A 16,944-nucleotide genomic window follows, 5' to 3' on the forward strand; every position below is an offset into this window, starting at 1 on the left:
AAAGCCCGCTCCCACAGGGGCTGTGTCTTGCCCGACTGGTATTGGGACAAGCCTGGCGTGCGAAAAGTCGTTACTATAAGCGCCTCTTTGCCTGCCTTGCCATGGACACCATGACCGAGAACGACTATCTGATCGCTTGGGGCCTCTATGCCTTTGCCGCTTTAGGCTGCCTGTTGGTGTGGATGCGCATCACCCGCTGGATGTGGCGTTGGCTGCGTGAGCCGCTGCGGCTGCTGGTGGCGGTGTTGCTGTTCAGCCCGACCATCATTGACCCGGTGAAAGAAAAGGTCGCCCCGGCCATCGCCATTACGGCCCTCGACTTGCTGTTCAAGGTCGGCAACAACGCCTGGCGCGCGGTTTCCGATCTGTTCATGTACGGCATGATTGCCTTCGGCATTTACCTGGTGTTCGTGGCCATCCGTTTTCCTATCGAGCGCGCCTCCAAGGCTCGCAAGGAAAAGGCCGCTGCCGCCAAGGCCGCGGCGCGGGCCGACGAGCCTGATGACGATCAGCCTTTCGGCGGTGCCGGCGATGATCGTTACGGCCGGCCACCGGTGCCGAGCAACCCTCAGCGTTTGCGGGTCGAACCGCGTCTATAACCGTGCCCCTGCATTGAATCGAGAGTCCGAGCATGTGTGAGTTATTGGGCATGAGCGCCAATGTCCCGACCGATATCGTGTTCAGCTTCACCGGGCTGATGCAGCGCGGTGGCCGCACCGGGCCGCACCGTGACGGCTGGGGCATCGCTTTTTATGAAGGCCGTGGCCTGCGGCTGTTCCAGGACCCGGCGGCGAGCAGCGAGTCGGAAGTGGCGAACCTGGTGCAGCGCTATCCGATCAAGAGCGAAGTGGTGATCGGGCACATTCGCCAGGCCAACGTCGGCAAAGTGTGCCTGTCCAACACTCATCCGTTCGTGCGCGAGTTGTGGGGGCGCAACTGGTGTTTCGCCCACAACGGCCAATTGGCCGATTTCAACCCGACCGCCAGTTTTTACCGCCCCGTTGGCGATACCGACAGCGAAGCGGCATTCTGCGATTTGCTCAACCGGGTACGTGCAGCATTCCCCGAGCCGGTAGAGATCGAAGCACTGTTGCCGGACCTGGTGGCCGCCTGCGCCGAGTACCGTAGCAAAGGCGTGTTCAACTGCTTGCTCAGCGACGGCGACTGGCTGTTCTGCTACTGCTCGAGCAAACTGGCGCAGATCACCCGCCGAGCACCGTTCGGCCCGGCGCGTTTGAAGGACGTCGATGTGATCGTCGACTTCCAGGCCGAGACCACACCCAACGATGTGGTTACGGTGATCGCCACCGAACCCTTGACCGAAAACGAAACCTGGACCCGCTACGAACCGGGCCAATGGAGCCTCTGGCGACGCGGTGAATGCGTCAGCCAGGGCAAGACCGAATAAGGATCTATCCCCCAATGTTGCTCAGTTATCTACGGCTGGTGTTATTCGCGGCGGGCCTGTTGATCGGTGTCCAGGTGCCTGGGTTCATCAATGACTATGCCAAGCGGGTCGAGGCGCATCTGATCGAGGCGCAGACCGGTTTGAGCGGTTTTCAGGGCACCGCCAATCAGTTTTTCAAGGGTGACATGCAGGCGCTCGTGGCCCATTACCGGGCTAGCGAAGACCCGATCTTTCGCAGCGATGCCGACAGCCTGAGCACCTTGCTCACCCGTCAACTGGCCCTCGACAAGCAATTCCAGGCCATGCAGGGCCCGTGGTACATCCGCGTCCTGCAAGTGGCCCTGGCCGCCGACCCGGATATTCGCAAGGAAACCTGGAGCAGCTACAGCTACCAGATCCTGCTGACGCCGGAAGCGATGATCTGGGGCATGAGTGGCGCGTTGCTGCTGTCGTTCGGCATTGAATGCCTGTTCCGACTGATCGACTGGGTGGTGCTGGGCGGCAAGCGTCTGCGCCAGAGCCGGCCGATCGAAGAGCGGGATTTGCGCGGGTTGTAAAAAAAGATCAAAAGATCGCAGCCTTCGGCAGCTCCTACATTGGGATGGCGTACACCCTGTAGGAGCTGCCGAAGGCTGCGATCTTTTGATTTTGATCTTCAACGACTCAAAACGATGTAACCCTCACCCACCTTGCGCGCATACCCCTCCAGCACTTGCTGACACAGCGTCACAATCTCCTCGACCCATTCCACGCCAACCCGCCACGACACCACCACCTGCAAATTCGGCGGCCGCTGATCGATGGCCAGCAAGGTCAATTCCCCCCGCGCCAATTCCTCGGCCACCAGCACTGGCGGCAGCGCGCCGATGCCGAAGCCGTCGCGCAGCAAGCGGGTGATCGCCGACACTGAGTTCACACAGTTCAGCCGTGGCGCCATGACCCCGTTGGCCTGCATCAGGCTCAAGATGTCCTGATGGGGGCGGGAGTTTTTCGAATAGGTAATGATCCGCTCCCGCGCCAGATCGGCGACACCCGAATACTCCCGGTTGTAGATGGAATTGCTGGCCACGATCCAGCCCATCGGGTGACTCGCCAGCTCAAGGCTGCGCACGCTTTCCTGACGCAACAGGTCGGTTTGCAGGATCAGATCGAGAAAGCCTTTTTGCAGCTGATCGCAGAGGTTGAGCGCGGTATCGGCCACCAGTTCGATTTCCACCAGCGGGTAGTGATCCATCATTTGCGCCACCAACGGGCTGAGCCAGGTGTGGATCACGGTGTCCATAACGCCGATCCGGACCCGCCCGACCTTACTCGAACGCGTCTCGATCGACTGCTTGAGCGCCTGCATCGTGTCCATCATCTGCTCGGCGTATTCGAGCACTTTCAGGCCTTCGGGCGTCAGGCTCACGCCGCGAGAATCGCGCAGAAACAGCTTCACCCCCAGCTCACTTTCGAGCACGGCAATGCGGCTGGAAATCGACGCCTGGGTGGTGAAGAGCTTGTCTGCCGTCAGGCGAAAACTCTTGAGTCGGGCGACCCAGACAAAGGTCTCGAGAAACTTCAGGTTCATGGGATCAACTTTTTCTTATGCCTTGGCCGGGTTTTTATTAGTTGGACGCAGCAGGGCCAAGCGTCCAAAAATCGACACATCCGGTTCCCACGATAGGCGTCGTCGGGGTTCAGAACAATACCAATAAAATTTGCACGGAGACTTGTCATGAGTGCGCCCGACACCCTCGTTCCCAAAGCCACGGCTCGCCCGGGACCCTTCGATTGGTACCACAACATCAACAAGCAGGAACGTCGTACGTTCTGGAGCTGCAAGATCGGCTATGGCCTGGACGGCATGGACACCCAGATGCTCAGCTTCGTGGTGCCGACCCTGATTGCCATGTGGGGCATTACCACTGGCGAAGCCGGGCTGATTCACACCAGCACCCTGATCGCCTCGGCCATCGGTGGTTGGGTGGCGGGGATTCTCTCTGACCGCATCGGTCGGGTACGCACTCTGCAACTGACGGTGCTCTGGTTCGCCTTCTTCACCTTCCTCTGCGGCTTTGCCCAGAACTACGAACAACTGTTGATCAGCCGCACGTTGATGGGCTTCGGTTTCGGCGGTGAATGGACCGCCGGCGCGGTGCTGATGGGCGAAGTGATTCGCGCCAAGGACCGTGGCAAAGCCGTCGGCATGGTGCAATCGGGTTGGGCGTTGGGTTGGGGGCTCACGGCGATTTTGTATGCGCTGCTGTTCTCGGTGCTGCCGCCGGAAGACGCCTGGCGGGCATTGTTCATCCTTGGCATCGTGCCGGCGGTTTTCGTGATCTTCGTCCGCCGCCTGGTCAAGGACCCGGAAATCTACCGCGAAGCCAAAGCCAGGCAAGAGCCAAGCAACCCGGCCAAGTTCTACGAGATCTTCGCCCCGGGCATCCTTTTCACCACGATCCGCGCTTCGATCCTGACCACTGGCGCCCTCGGCGGTTACTACGCGATCACTTCCTGGCTGCCGACGTTTCTGAAAAACGAACGGGGCTTGAGCGTACTCGGCACCGGTGGTTATCTGGCGATGGTTATCGTCGGGTCCTACGTCGGGTACGTGATCAGCGCGTATTTGACTGACATCCTGGGTCGTAAAAAGAACTTCATTCTGTTCGCGGTCGGCTCGTTCACCATTGTTCTGCTGTACACCCAATTGCCGGTCAGCAACGGTGTGATGCTCTGGCTGGGTTTCCCCTTGGGCTTCTTCGCTTCGGGGATCTTCAGCGGCATGGGCGCGTTTTTGACCGAGCTGTTTCCGACGCGCATACGCGGTTCGGGCCAGGGTTTTTGCTACAACATCGGTCGGGCGCTGGCGGCATTGTTCCCGCTGTTGATCGGCTTGCTCAGCCAGAAGGTGCCACTGAGTGTGGGAATCGGAGCTTTCGCGGCGGTGTCTTACGGGGTAGTGATCCTGGCGGCCCTGAGCCTGCCGGAAACCCGTGGCAAGCAACTCGACGCTCAATAACCGAATATCCGGTAACTGATAATCTGAGGGGCATATGTCCTTCAGTTAAGAAGATAAAAGCCTACAGGAGTGTTCACCGTGAACCGCCTGCTATTGAACTGCGACATCGGCGAGAGCTTCGGCCACTGGACCATGGGTCTGGACGCCGAGGTCATGCCCTTCATCGACTGCGCCAACATCGCCTGTGGTTTCCACGCCGGCGACCCGAGCATCATGCGCAAGACCGTCAGCCTGGCCCTGAGCCACGGCGTGCAGATTGGCGCTCATCCGGCCTATCAGGATCTGGTGGGGTTCGGTCGCCGATCCATGGCTTACACCGCCCAGGAACTGCAGGACCTGTTGCATTACCAGATCGGCGCCCTCGATGGCATCTGCCGGGCGCAGGGCGGGCGGGTGAGTTACGTCAAACCCCACGGCGCGATGTACAACGACATGATGGCCAACCCGGCGCAACTGCGCGCGGTGATTCAGGCTGTGGCGGCCTATGACCGGACGCTGCCATTGATGCTGATGGCGACCCGCGACAACAGTGCCGCGCAGCAACTCGGCGATGAGTATGGCGTGACGTTGTGGTTCGAAGCCTTCGCCGATCGCGCTTACGACAGCGCCGGCATGCTGGTCTCGCGGCAACTGCCGGGAGCCGTGCATCACGATCCCGAGAAAATCATTGAACAGGCGCTGATCATTGCCCGCGGTGGCATGCTCACGGCCAGCGATGGCAGCGCCTTGCACTTGCAGGCCAATACCTTGTGCGTACACGGCGACAACGCCAGTTCGGTGGCCGCCGTGCAGCGCATTCGCGAAGCCTTGAATCAGCAGAGTGCATCATGAAGCCACGGGTAGAAGTGGTGGCGCTGGATTGCCTGATGGTGCGTCTGTTCGATGAAATCAGCGAGGCCAACATGCCGTGGATGCTCGCCGCCAGCGAGCGTCTGCGAGAAGCGTTCGCCCGTCATTTGATCGATCTGGTGCCGTCCTACACAACGTTGATGGTGCATTACGATCTGACGGCGCTGAGTCCGGCCCAGGCGCGAGAGTTGATCGCTGAAGCCTTGATTGATCTGTCGCCCAACGCTCGGGCCAGCGGTAAATGCCATGTGTTGCCGGTCTGGTATGACCTGAGTGTCGGTCCGGAATTGAACCTGCTGTCTCAACGCAGCGGATTGGCGGTGGAAGAGGTCATCCGTCGTCACAGCGAGCGCGAGTATCAGGTGTTCGCATTGGGCTTCGCACCGGGGTTTGCCTTTATGGGATTGGTGGAGGAAGTGTTGGCTGCACCGCGTATGAATACTCCGCGCAAAAAAGTGGCTGCCGGCAGTGTTGGTATCGCCGAACGCCAGACGGCGGCTTATCCGGTGGTGTCCCCTGGCGGCTGGAACCTTATCGGCCGTACCCCGGCCAAATTGTTCGACCGCGAGCGCGACGGCTACAGCCTGATGCAACCGGGCGACACCGTGCGCTTCGAAGCGGTCAGCCATGCCGAGTTCATCAATCTGGGCGGTGATGACACGCCGTTGGAGGCCCTGGCATGAGCCGACTGACGATTGAAGCAAGTACACCGCTGTGCCTGTTGCAGGACGCCGGGCGGTTTGGCGTGCGGCATCTGGGCGTGACCCAGGGCGGGGCGACGGATTGGCGATCGATGTCGTGGGCCAATTGGCTGCTGGGCAATGGCCTGGATGCAGCGGTGATCGAAATCACCCTCGGCGGGTTCAGCGTGGTGGCCGAAGAGGATTGTGTGCTGGCGCTGGGTGGCGCGGATCTGGGGGCGCAAATCGATGGCGAGGTGTTGGCGCCGTGGCGCAGTTTCAGGCTGAACAAAGGTCAGCATTTGCAATTCACTCAGCCGCTGCTTGGCGCTCGGGCTTATTTGGCGGCCCCGGGCGGATTTGATGCGCCAAAGGTGTTGGGCAGTAGCGCAACGGTGGTCCGTGAGGAGCTCGGTGGGCTGGATGGCATGGGGCGGGCGTTGGCCAAAGATGCGCAGTTGAGTTACTCGGGGAGCTCGCTGCTACTGCTGCGGGAGTTGGCGCCCGAACAAGTGCCGGATTTCAAACTCGATGCGCCGCTGGACCTGGTGCTCGGTGCACAGATCGGCGAGTTCAGCGGGCAAAGTCTGTTCGATGCGTTCAACAGCGTCTGGACCCTCGACAGTCGCGCCGATCGCATGGGTATTCGCTTGCTGGGAACGGCGTTGCAGTATCAGGGCAAGCCGATGATTTCCGAAGGCATCCCGCTGGGCGCGGTCCAGGTGCCGCCGGACGGGCAGCCGATTGTGCTGCTCAATGATCGGCAGACCATTGGTGGTTATCCGCGACTGGGGGCGTTGACGCCGTTGGCATTGGCGCGATTGGCGCAGTGTTTGCCGGGGGCGAAGGTGCGGTTGAAGCCGGTGGTGCAAGACGTCGCTCATCGCGAACACGTCGAATATTTACGCCGCTTTTTAGGCCGCTAAAGCATCGCGGGCAAGCCCGCTCCCACAGGGTAGATGGTGCTCACAAAATGTGTGAACAACGCTAATCCTTGTGGGAGCGGGCTTGCCCGCGATGGCGTCAGTCCAGACAACAGAGATTACTTGGACAAAAACCGCATCCCTTCCTCCAACCCCCGCAATGTCAGCGGGAACATCTGGTCATCAATCAAATCCCGCACGATGTTGGTCGATGAGGTATAGCCCCAGGTGTCTTTCGGGTACGGGTTGATCCAGATGAGCTTCTTGTACTTTTCCTTGAAGCGCTGCATCCACACGTAACCGGCTTCTTCGTTCCAGTGCTCGACGCTGCCACCGGCCTGGGTGATTTCATAGGGCGCCATGGCGGCGTCGCCGATGAAAATCACTTTGTAGTCGGCGCCGTACTTGTGCAGCAGGTCCTGGGTGGCGGTGCGCTCGGAGCTCCGGCGCATGTTGTTCTTCCAGACCGATTCATAAATGAAGTTGTGGAAGTAGAAGTACTCCAAGTGCTTGAACTCGGTCTTGCAGGCCGAGAACAGCTCTTCACAGATCTTCACATGGGCGTCCATCGAGCCGCCGATGTCGAACAGCAACAGCAACTTGACGGTGTTGCGGCGTTCCGGACGCATCTGGATGTTCAGCAACCCGGCATCGCGAGCGGTGTGGTCGATGGTGCCGTCGATGTCCAGTTCTTCCGCCGCACCCTGACGGGCGAATTTACGCAGGCGCCGCAGGGCAACCTTGATATTGCGGGTGCCCAGTTCGACCGAATCATCGAGGTTCTTGTACTCGCGCTGATCCCAGACTTTGACCGCTTTACCTTGACGCTTGCCGGCATCGCCGACCCGAATGCCTTCCGGGTTGAAGCCTCCGGAACCGAACGGACTGGTGCCGCCGGTGCCGATCCACTTGTTGCCGCCGGCATGGCGTTCTTTCTGTTCTTCCAGGCGCTTCTTGAACTCTTCGATCAGCTTGTCCAGGCCGCCGAGGGACTGGATCGCGGCCCGCTCTTCATCGGTCAGGGAGCGTTCGAATTCCTTGCGCAGCCAGTCTTCGGGGATCAACGCCTGGAGGTGATCGTCGAGCTTTTCCAGGCCATTGAAGTAGGCAGCGAACGCCCGGTCGAACTTGTCGAAATGCTTTTCGTCCTTCACCAGAATCGCCCGCGACAAGTAATAGAACTCGTCCATGTCGGCGAAGGTCACGCGCTGTTTCAGCGCGTTGATCAGGTCCAGCAGCTCACGCACCGAGACCGGTACCTTGGCGGCGCGCATTTCATTGAACAGGTTGAGCAGCATGGCGATCAGCCTCTTAGCGGGTGCCGCGACGGCTCATGAACGCCAGGCGCTCAAGCAATTGCACGTCTTGTTCATTCTTCACCAAGGCGCCTGCCAGTGGCGGAATGGCCTTGGTCGGATCGCGCTCGCGCAGCACCGCTTCGCCGATGTTGTCGGCCATCAGCAGTTTCAACCAGTCCACCAGTTCGGAGGTCGATGGCTTTTTCTTCAGGCCCGGCACCTTGCGTACGTCGAAGAACACGTCCAGCGCTTCGCTGACCAGGTCTTTCTTGATGTTCGGGTAATGCACGTCGACGATCCGCTGCATCGTGACGCGATCCGGGAAGGCGATGTAATGGAAGAAGCAGCGGCGCAGGAAGGCGTCCGGCAGCTCTTTCTCGTTGTTGGAGGTAATGATGATGATCGGGCGCTTCTTGGCCTTGATGGTCTCGTCGATCTCGTAAACGTAGAACTCCATCTTGTCGAGTTCTTGCAGCAAGTCGTTGGGGAACTCGATGTCGGCCTTGTCGATTTCGTCGATCAACAGGATCACCCGCTCTTCGGACTCGAAAGCCTCCCAGAGCTTGCCCTTCTTCAGGTAGTTGCGAACGTCGTGAACCTTTTCCGTGCCCAGCTGCGAGTCTCGCAGGCGGCTGACCGCGTCGTACTCGTACAGGCCTTGATGCGCCTTGGTGGTGGACTTGATGTGCCAGGTAATCAACTTGGCGCCGAAGGACTCGGCCAGTTGCTCGGCGAGCATGGTCTTGCCGGTGCCTGGCTCGCCCTTGACCAGCAGTGGCCGTTCCAGAGTGATGGCGGCGTTGACCGCCAGCTTCAGGTCATCGGTGGCGACGTAGGCCTGGGTGCCTTCGAACTTCATCTGCTAATCCTCGAACGGTAACGCCGACCTGAACGAAGCAGGGCGGGGCGCAATAATTGTAGTACCCGACTATAACGCGGTGCCCGGTCGACTGTGAACGCAGACGGCTTATTCAGTCTCTGAATGGGGCGTCACATCTTGACTCATCCCGCATCCGGCTTGGGTCGTTCGTACTGGGCATTGAACGCCTCGATGAAACCATTACGCAAAATCTGCAAAAAAGCCTCGAATGCGCTGATATCTCGTTGATGCACGCTGCCTCTGAGCTGGACGCGAGTGGCGAACTGGTTTTTCGGCTGGTTCTTCAACACATTCTCGGTACCCCCGACGAGTGCTTCCCAGATGGAGCGAAAAATCCCTTTGTCTTTGTTTTCCACGTCCTGCTGCCAATTGAACACATCGACGTCGCGCAATAGCGGCTTGATGTAGCCGGTGAGTTGGCCCTTTTTAGCTTCGGCTTCGATGACCACATCTCCATGGCCGGCATTGAAGTCGAACTTGCCGTAGGCCGAGGCGAAGTCGTTCATGCGTTTGAGTTCAAGGTCCTTGGCGCGCAGGCGAAATTCGAAGTCCTGGAAGTCGCTCAGCGGATCGAAGGTCGCCGTGGTTTCCAGTGGTGCATGCCCCAGCAATAGAGCCTTGCCGTCGAATCGGGCATCGCGTTTGCCTTTGGTGTCGACTACGTTGGTCAGGTTGTAAATGCTGGCATTGACCTGAGTGGCATTCATGTTCACGGGCGGTTTTGAATTGAAGTTTCGGAAGGTGACCCGCCCGTCGTTGATCCGCACTTCGTTCAGGGTAATCGGCAGCAATTTTTCCAATTGTGCCCGCCAGTCGGTGCCCTCACCGGTCTGGGAGTTTTTCTTGTTGGCACCGCCGTCGACGAAGTTCACCTCGGGTTTGTCGAACTGCGCCTCGGCCACCACGGCGTGGTCATACCAGAGCGAGTGCCAGCTGACGGAGAGGTCAATCAATGGCGCGTTGACGAAAGGCACGGGAACCTTGCCATTGACCTTGACGATTTTCAGTCCATTGATTTTGTAGGCGCCGCGCCACAGGGCCAGGTCTACGTCGGTAATCTGCCCGCGGTAGTCACCCATGTTCGCCAATCTTTCGTTGAGGTAATCGCGCACCACGTAGGGCAGGGCAATGTGCAGGGCAACCAGCAGCAGAACGAGGCCGGCGAGGGTCCACAGGGGCCAACTGTATCGACGCTTCATGGCGGCAAATCTCTGGCGGTATAAAACGATTGACTGCTGGGGTAAGCGGACGTTCGACTGACTGGACGACCAAGGGCAACAGGCATACCTTGGAGGGCTAAATTCAACGCTGTACAAGGACCCAGCCATGAGCCGTATTTTCGCTGACAACGCCCATTCCATAGGCAATACGCCGCTGGTGCAGATCAACCGCATCGCCCCGCGCGGTGTCACCATCCTGGCCAAGATCGAAGGGCGAAACCCCGGTTATTCGGTCAAGTGCCGGATTGGCGCGAACATGATCTGGGACGCCGAAAGCACCGGTAAACTCAAGCCCGGCATGACCATCATCGAACCGACGTCGGGCAATACCGGCATTGGCCTGGCATTTGTTGCCGCTGCCCGTGGTTATCGGTTGATGCTGACCATGCCGGCGTCCATGAGCATCGAACGACGCAAGGTGCTCAAGGCCCTGGGTGCCGAACTGGTGTTGACGGAACCGGCCAAAGGCATGAAAGGCGCGATCGAGAAGGCCGCCGAGATCCTCGCCAGTGATCCATCGACCTACTTCATGCCGGGGCAGTTCGAAAATCCGGCCAACCCGGCCATCCACGAAAAAACCACCGGGCCGGAAATCTGGAACGATACCGACGGCGCAGTCGACGTACTGGTGGCGGGCGTCGGAACGGGTGGAACCATCACCGGGGTTTCGCGGTATATCAAGAATACCCAAGGCAAACCGATCATCTCGGTGGCCGTGGAGCCGGTGGTGTCTCCAGTGATCACCCAGGCGATGGCGGGTGAAGAGATCAAGCCGAGCCCTCACAAAATCCAGGGCATCGGCGCTGGTTTTGTGCCGAAGAACCTGGACCTGTCGATGGTCGACCGGGTCGAACTGGTCAGCGACGATGAGTCCAAGGCGATGGCCCTGCGGCTGATGCAGGAAGAAGGGATTTTGAGCGGTATCTCGTGCGGCGCTGCCATGGCGGTGGCTGTACGGCTGGCCGAAACCCCGGAAATGCAGGGCAAGACCATCGTGGTGATCCTGCCCGACTCTGGCGAGCGCTACCTGTCGAGCATGCTGTTCAGTGATTTGTTTACCGAACAAGAGAATCAGCAGTAACATTTTGCGAGCTTCGCAGCCAAACGAGTAGGAGCGAGGCTTGCCCGCGAAGAACGATGACGCGTAATACCTGAAAAACCGCGGTGCATTCTTCGCGGGCAAGTTGGATCGCCGCACCGCTCGCTCCTACAGGTTCTGCGGTTGATTCAGGTCAGCCCCCGTTCAGGGACCTTGTGTTAATAAGTGTTTATTGCGTAATCCTTAACACTGAATGTTGAGTTATGCGGGTTTTTCCCGAGGCCGGTAGTGTTTATCATGGCCGACTGCCACGTCGGGTGAATGGCGTTGTGCAAAGTTACCTACTATCAAGGAGTTGTAGATGAGCTTTTCCTTTGTCGCGAAGGCTTCGGTGTTGTTGCTGTTCCTCGGCAGCACGCTCTATGTGCACTTGCGTGGCAAGGCGCGTTTGCCGGTCCTGCGCCAGTTCGTCAACCACTCGGCTCTGTTTGCACCCTATAACGCCTTGATGTACCTGTTCTCCGGCGTGCCATCCCAACCTTACCTGGACCGCAGCAAGTTCCCGGAACTGGACGTGCTCAGGGACAACTGGGAAGTTATCCGCGACGAAGCCATGCACTTGTTCGACGAGGGCTACATTCGCGCCGCCGAAAAGAACAACGACGCCGGTTTCGGTTCGTTCTTCAAGAAGGGCTGGAAGCGTTTTTACCTCAAGTGGTATGACAAACCCCTGCCATCGGCCGAAGCCCTGTGCCCGAAAACCGTGGCGTTGGTCAGCAGTATTCCCAACGTCAAAGGCGCCATGTTTGCGCTGCTGCCCGGTGGCAGTCACCTCAACCCGCATCGCGATCCGTTCGCCGGTTCCTTGCGTTATCACTTGGGGCTGTCGACACCAAACTCCGATCATTGCCGCATCTTCGTCGATGGTCAGGTCTATGCCTGGCGTGATGGGGAAGACGTGATGTTCGATGAAACCTACGTGCACTGGGTCAAGAACGAAACCGAGCAAACCCGGGTCATCCTGTTTTGCGACATCGAGCGACCGATGAGCAACCGCCTCATGACCGGTATCAACCGCTGGATCAGCGGCTTGCTGGGGCGCGCCACTGCACCCCAGAACCTTGACGATGAGCGCGTTGGCGGGATCAATCAGGCCTATGCCTGGAGTAAGAACTTCAGCGACAAGTTCAGCGGTGTGGTCAAACAGTGGAAGCGTCGTAATCCCAAGGCTTACCGCGTACTGCGGCCGGTACTGGCGGTGGTGGTGTTGGCGCTGTTGGGGTATTGGCTGTTTGGGTGAGACCGATTACTGAGCGACCTGTGGCGAGGGGGCTTGCCCCCGTTGAGTCGCGAAGCGGCCCCAAAAAACAGCGATCCCATCTCTTTCAGAACCAATGCAATGCCTGGTTTACGACTGCTTCGCAGCCGAACGGGGGCGAGCTCCTCGCCACAGGGATCGTGTCAGGCTCCTGTTTCTCGGCTCTGACGTTAACTCATTGCAATCCATGTCACACGCTGGTTATAGTCGGCGCACGGTGGTTTCCTGAACCACCCCTTCACCCATCAAAAAAGATCAGCCCATGCCAGCGTCCCCCATCAATTCGGTAGTCGATTCAGCGGTCAACGCTGGCGTCGTGCCGTGCGGGAATCAGCAGCCTGCGCAGATCAGTCATTACCCCCCACCTGTCAGTAGCACGCCGGTGTGCGCAGTCGTATCACCGCCAGGCGTTGGCTTCTCGGGCTGATCAGCTTTTTTCTGCTGTTCCCATGCCCGTCTGAAAAAGCGCCCGCCTGAAAAAAACTACTGAATTTCAGCTTCGGCTGAGTTGGCTTTTTGCCTGACTACAGGTGGTATTCATGTTTGTCCTTTCGAAAAAATCCGCGCTCGCGGCGGCGTCCACGAGCCTGTTCGTTTTGCTGTGGAGCAGCGGGGCGATCTTCTCCAAATGGGGCCTGACCCATGCATCACCCTTTGCCTTTCTGCTGATTCGCTTCGCCATCGCCCTGTGCGGGTTGGTGCTGCTGGTGCCGTTGCTCAAGTTGAAACTGCCCAAGGGTGGCAAGCCGATGTTGTATGCGATGGCCACGGGTGTGGTGTTGCTGGGCGCTTATCAGATTTTCTATCTGCTGGCCCTGGACCTGAAGGTCACCCCCGGGGTGATGGCAACCATCATGGGTGTTCAACCGATCCTTACTGTGGTGATCATGGAGCGTCAGCGATCAATCAGTCGCCTGTTCGGTCTGACGCTGGGGCTGACCGGTTTGATCATGGTGGTTTACCAAGGCATCGGACTGGCTGGCATGTCACTGGCCGGGATGCTCTTCGGTTTGTTGGCGCTGGCGAGCATGACGTTCGGTTCGATCATGCAGAAACGCATCACCGACAATCCTCTCGGTACACTGCCGGTGCAGTATCTGGCGGGGTTGTTGCTCTGCGGGATCTTCGTGCCATTCCAGACGTTTCACATCGAACACAGCATGGGGTTCATCGTGCCGGTGTTGTGGATGGGGCTGGTGGTATCGGTGCTGGCGACGCTGCTGCTGTATCGACTGATCGCCCGGGGCAATCTGGTGAATGTCACCAGCCTGTTCTACCTGGTGCCGGCGGTGACGGCGGTGATGGATTACCTGATCTTTGGCAACCGACTGGCGATGTTGAGCCTGCTGGGGATGGTGCTGATCATCGTCGGCCTGGCATTCGTGTTCCGTAAGAGCGCTTGAAACCGAAAGGCCGCTCCAGGCACAGCCCCTGCACTGGATCTTTGTCGTAACACCGATCCAGTGTAGGAGCGAGGCTTGCCCGCGAAGGCGTCATCCGCAATCCCACATCACTACCTGGCAACCACCCCGGGCGCCTTCACCACCGCCGGCTTCAACACCAGCCACAACGCCACCGCAATCAACACTCCGCCATAAAGGTGCGCCATCGACAGCGGCTCATCCAGCAACAGCGCCCCCCACAATACGCCGAATGGCGGGATCATGAAGGTCACGGTCATCGATTTCACCGGGCCGATCGAGCTGAGCAAACGGAAGTAAATAATGTAGGCAAAGGCCGTGCAGACCAAACCCAACCCCAGCAACGACAGCCAGACACTCCAGCCACCCCAGCTCGCCGGTGGCTGGCTGATCACGCTATAGCCAAACAGAGGCAGTAACAACAACGTCGCGCCCAGCATGCTGCCGAGGGCCGAAAGGCGACTGTCGAGGCCACCGGCATGGTCGAGCCAGCGCCGGGCGAGGAACCCGGCAAAGCCGTAGCAGGTGGTGGCCATCAGGCACGCGAGTGCGCCCATCAGCAGTTCCATGTTGAACGCCACCGGCCCTGCACGGGTGAGGATGCCGACGCCGAACAGTCCGAGAAACACCCCGCCGAGCTTGGCTGCAGTGAGTTTTTCATGGAAGAACAATCCGCCGATCAGCACACCCATCAGCGGCGTGGTGGCATTGAAAATCGCCGAGTAACCGGCCGGCAACACCTGGGCGGCCACGGAATAGAGGGTCGCTGGAATCCCGGAGTTGATCAGCCCGAGCAGCATCACGGTTTTGAGTTTGCCTTTGAAATCCCAGCTGATGCGCATCAGCCCGAGGATTACCAGCAACCCGACGGCGGCAATCGACACGCGAAAAAAAGCAGTGGGGATTGTGCCAATCACTGGGGCAATAACGCGCATGAACAGAAAACTCGCACCCCAAATGGCGGCAAGCGACAACATACGCAGGATATCGACGGGGTTCACAGCACTTTCCTTCCTTGATTGGCGCGCAAGTGTCGCGTCAGTCGGGGCACAAGGCAATGGTTGCGTTGCGTCACACAGGGCCACTAAGCTCAGGCTCCAACGATAAGAACAGCCGCCGAGGTCTCACTATGCCGCAGCAATGGCCAGCCGCCGACATCGCCCGAATGATCCTCGACGGCTTTGACGATTACCGCGAGCACTTCCGCCGGATCACCGACGGCGCCCGGGCCCGTTTCGAGCAGGCTCAATGGCAGGAGACGCAAGTCGCGTCGGCGGCGCGGATCAACCTCTACGAAGAAAAGGTCGGCGAAACGGTAGGGAGCTTGCATGCTTCGTTCGAGACCGATGTGCTGATGGACGTCAGCAACTGGCCGCTGGTCAAAAGCGCTTACATCAGCCTGATCGACCTGCGTTTCGACGATGAACTGTCCGAGACCTGGTACAACTCGATCTTCTGCGGGCTGTTCAGCCACGACCTGATCAGCGACGGCTGCATGTTCATCCATACCACACGGCCGAGCCTGCGCCGGGCCCGGGCCGCGCAAACCCGCACCTACAAGCCGCAGGGGCAGTTATCCGGCATGCTCACGAGCATCTTTGCCGATTACCGCTTCAGCGAGGAGTACGCCGATTTACCCGGCGACCTGCGTCGCCTCGAAGCGCAGTTGCGCGAGAACCTGCCGGATTGGGTCTGCAAGGATCCGGAGCTGAGCGTCGAGCTGTTTTCCTCGGTGCTTTACCGCAACAAGGGTGCCTATCTGGTGGGGCGCATTTACACCCCGGACGAGCAATGGCCGCTGGTGATTCCGCTGCTGCACCGCGAAGGCCGGGGCATCCAGATCGATGCGCTGATCACCGACGAGGCGGAGGTGTCGATCATCTTCTCCTTCACCCGTTCGTACTTCATGGTTGATGTGCCGGTGCCGGCGGAATTCATCGGTTTTCTCAAACGCATCCTGCCGGGCAAGCACATCGCCGAGCTGTACACCTCGATCGGTTTCTACAAGCATGGCAAGTCCGAGTTTTACCGGGCGCTGATCAATCACCTGGCCAACACCGACGATCAGTTCATCATGGCCCCCGGCGTGCGCGGCATGGTCATGAGCGTGTTTACCCTGCCGGGCTTCAACACCGTCTTCAAGATCATCAAGGACCGCTTCTCACCTTCGAAAAACGTCGATCGCGCCACGGTGATCGAAAAGTATCGCCTGGTGAAAAGCGTCGACCGGGTCGGGCGGATGGCCGACACCCAGGAGTTCGCCGACTTCCGTTTCCCGTTGAGCAAGTTCGAGCCGGCATGCCTGGAAGAATTGCTTGAAGTGGCCGCTTCCACGGTATCGCTGGAAGGCGACACGGTGCTGATTCGCCACTGCTGGACCGAACGCCGGATGACGCCGTTGAACCTCTATCTGGAACACGCCAACGAGGCGCAGGTTCGCGAGGCGCTGGAGGATTACGGTCTGGCGATCAAGCAACTGGCGGCGGCGAACATTTTCCCCGGCGACATGTTGCTGAAAAACTTTGGCGTCACCCGTCACGGTCGTGTGGTGTTTTATGATTACGACGAGATTTGCTTCCTGACCGAAGCCAACTTTCGCCACATCCCGCAACCGCGTACACCGGAAGACGAAATGGCTTCCGAGCCTTGGTATTCGATCGGGCCACTGGATGTGTTTCCCGAGGAGTTTCCACCGTTTCTGTTTGCCGATTCGGGGCAGAGAAGGTTGTTCGATCAGTTGCACGGTGAGTTGTACAACGCCGATTACTGGAAGAGTTTGCAGGAGGCTATTCGGGCGGGGAAGGTGATCGACGTGTTCCCGTATCGGCGCAAGGGCCTCGATAACGAGTAGCCCACACCTGACACTGATCGTTCCCACGCTCTGCGTGGGAATGCCTCCCCGGACGC

16 protein-coding genes are annotated in these 16,944 nt (G+C 59.1%); 11 read left to right on the forward strand and 5 right to left on the reverse strand.

The genetic code is table 11. The features are described from left to right. The first annotated feature begins 101 nt into the window (after positions 1-101). From AB7M22_RS03225 to AB7M22_RS03235, 3 genes are read left to right on the forward strand one after another with little or no spacing between them, the layout of a single operon-like run. Positions 102-599, forward strand: coding sequence for an MFS transporter (locus AB7M22_RS03225; RefSeq protein WP_454185221.1), 498 nt, complete (start codon positions 102-104; stop codon positions 597-599). 32 nt (positions 600-631) lie between these two features. Further along, positions 632-1,408 (forward strand): class II glutamine amidotransferase, encoded by a 777-nt coding sequence (locus tag AB7M22_RS03230; RefSeq protein WP_007898710.1) that lies wholly within the window; start codon positions 632-634, stop codon positions 1,406-1,408. Positions 1,409-1,422: 14 nt separating this feature from the next. After that, on the forward strand, positions 1,423-1,965 hold the full coding sequence (locus AB7M22_RS03235) for a DUF2937 family protein (RefSeq protein WP_454185222.1): 543 nt from the start codon (positions 1,423-1,425) through the stop codon (positions 1,963-1,965). Positions 1,966-2,063: 98 nt separating this feature from the next. Here AB7M22_RS03235 and AB7M22_RS03240 read toward each other — a convergent pair whose 3' ends face one another. Then, positions 2,064-2,978: a LysR family transcriptional regulator gene (locus AB7M22_RS03240; protein WP_454185223.1), complete on the reverse strand. Its 915-nt coding sequence runs from the start codon at positions 2,976-2,978 to the stop codon at positions 2,064-2,066. A gap of 147 nt (positions 2,979-3,125) precedes the next feature. Here AB7M22_RS03240 and AB7M22_RS03245 point away from each other — a divergent pair, with 147 nt between their 5' ends. From AB7M22_RS03245 to AB7M22_RS03260, 4 genes are all read left to right on the forward strand, one after another. Continuing rightward, positions 3,126-4,409, forward strand: coding sequence for an MFS transporter (locus tag AB7M22_RS03245; RefSeq protein WP_454185224.1), 1,284 nt, complete (start codon positions 3,126-3,128; stop codon positions 4,407-4,409). A 78-nt stretch (positions 4,410-4,487) separates the two neighbouring features. Continuing rightward, complete coding sequence (locus AB7M22_RS03250) at positions 4,488-5,240, forward strand: 5-oxoprolinase subunit PxpA (protein ID WP_008014644.1); 753 nt, start codon at positions 4,488-4,490, stop codon at positions 5,238-5,240. After that, on the forward strand, positions 5,237-5,941 hold the full coding sequence (pxpB, locus tag AB7M22_RS03255; RefSeq protein WP_454185225.1) for a 5-oxoprolinase subunit PxpB: 705 nt from the start codon (positions 5,237-5,239) through the stop codon (positions 5,939-5,941). Before AB7M22_RS03250 ends, pxpB begins: the two co-directional genes overlap by 4 nt. Then, positions 5,938-6,864, forward strand: coding sequence for a 5-oxoprolinase subunit C family protein (locus AB7M22_RS03260; RefSeq protein WP_454185226.1), 927 nt, complete (start codon positions 5,938-5,940; stop codon positions 6,862-6,864). The genes pxpB and AB7M22_RS03260 overlap by 4 nt, the downstream gene beginning before the upstream one ends. A 116-nt stretch (positions 6,865-6,980) precedes the next feature. On the opposite strand, the gene AB7M22_RS03265 is transcribed toward AB7M22_RS03260, so the two are convergent. From AB7M22_RS03265 to AB7M22_RS03275, 3 genes are all read right to left on the reverse strand, one after another. After that, positions 6,981-8,159 carry a vWA domain-containing protein gene (locus tag AB7M22_RS03265; RefSeq protein ID WP_454185227.1) on the reverse strand — a complete coding sequence of 393 codons (1,179 nt, stop codon included), beginning with the start codon at positions 8,157-8,159 and terminating at the stop codon, positions 6,981-6,983. 13 nt (positions 8,160-8,172) lie between these two features. Then, positions 8,173-9,018, reverse strand: a complete 846-nt coding sequence (locus AB7M22_RS03270) for an AAA family ATPase (RefSeq protein WP_007898718.1) — start codon at positions 9,016-9,018, stop codon at positions 8,173-8,175. Positions 9,019-9,161: 143 nt separating this feature from the next. After that, on the reverse strand, positions 9,162-10,238 hold the full coding sequence (locus AB7M22_RS03275; protein WP_454185228.1) for a DUF748 domain-containing protein: 1,077 nt from the start codon (positions 10,236-10,238) through the stop codon (positions 9,162-9,164). A 127-nt stretch (positions 10,239-10,365) separates the two neighbouring features. Here AB7M22_RS03275 and cysK point away from each other — a divergent pair, with 127 nt between their 5' ends. The 3 genes from cysK to AB7M22_RS03290 all read left to right on the forward strand — a co-directional run bounded on the left by cysK (position 10,366) and on the right by AB7M22_RS03290 (position 14,019). Continuing rightward, positions 10,366-11,340 (forward strand): cysteine synthase A, encoded by a 975-nt coding sequence (cysK, locus tag AB7M22_RS03280; RefSeq protein ID WP_008014630.1) that lies wholly within the window; start codon positions 10,366-10,368, stop codon positions 11,338-11,340. A 319-nt stretch (positions 11,341-11,659) separates the two neighbouring features. Continuing rightward, positions 11,660-12,598 (forward strand): aspartyl/asparaginyl beta-hydroxylase domain-containing protein, encoded by a 939-nt coding sequence (locus AB7M22_RS03285; protein ID WP_454185229.1) that lies wholly within the window; start codon positions 11,660-11,662, stop codon positions 12,596-12,598. Positions 12,599-13,155: 557 nt separating this feature from the next. After that, positions 13,156-14,019, forward strand: coding sequence for a DMT family transporter (locus tag AB7M22_RS03290; RefSeq protein ID WP_454185230.1), 864 nt, complete (start codon positions 13,156-13,158; stop codon positions 14,017-14,019). Positions 14,020-14,129: 110 nt separating this feature from the next. Here AB7M22_RS03290 and AB7M22_RS03295 read toward each other — a convergent pair whose 3' ends face one another. Further along, positions 14,130-15,038: a DMT family transporter gene (locus tag AB7M22_RS03295; protein ID WP_454185231.1), complete on the reverse strand. Its 909-nt coding sequence runs from the start codon at positions 15,036-15,038 to the stop codon at positions 14,130-14,132. A 128-nt stretch (positions 15,039-15,166) separates the two neighbouring features. Between AB7M22_RS03295 and aceK the strand changes: the two genes are divergently transcribed. After that, positions 15,167-16,888 carry a bifunctional isocitrate dehydrogenase kinase/phosphatase gene (gene aceK, locus AB7M22_RS03300; protein WP_454185232.1) on the forward strand — a complete coding sequence of 574 codons (1,722 nt, stop codon included), beginning with the start codon at positions 15,167-15,169 and terminating at the stop codon, positions 16,886-16,888. Positions 16,889-16,944: the final 56 nt, after the last annotated feature.

This window comes from Pseudomonas sp. ADAK2 TE3594, assembly GCF_053628675.1.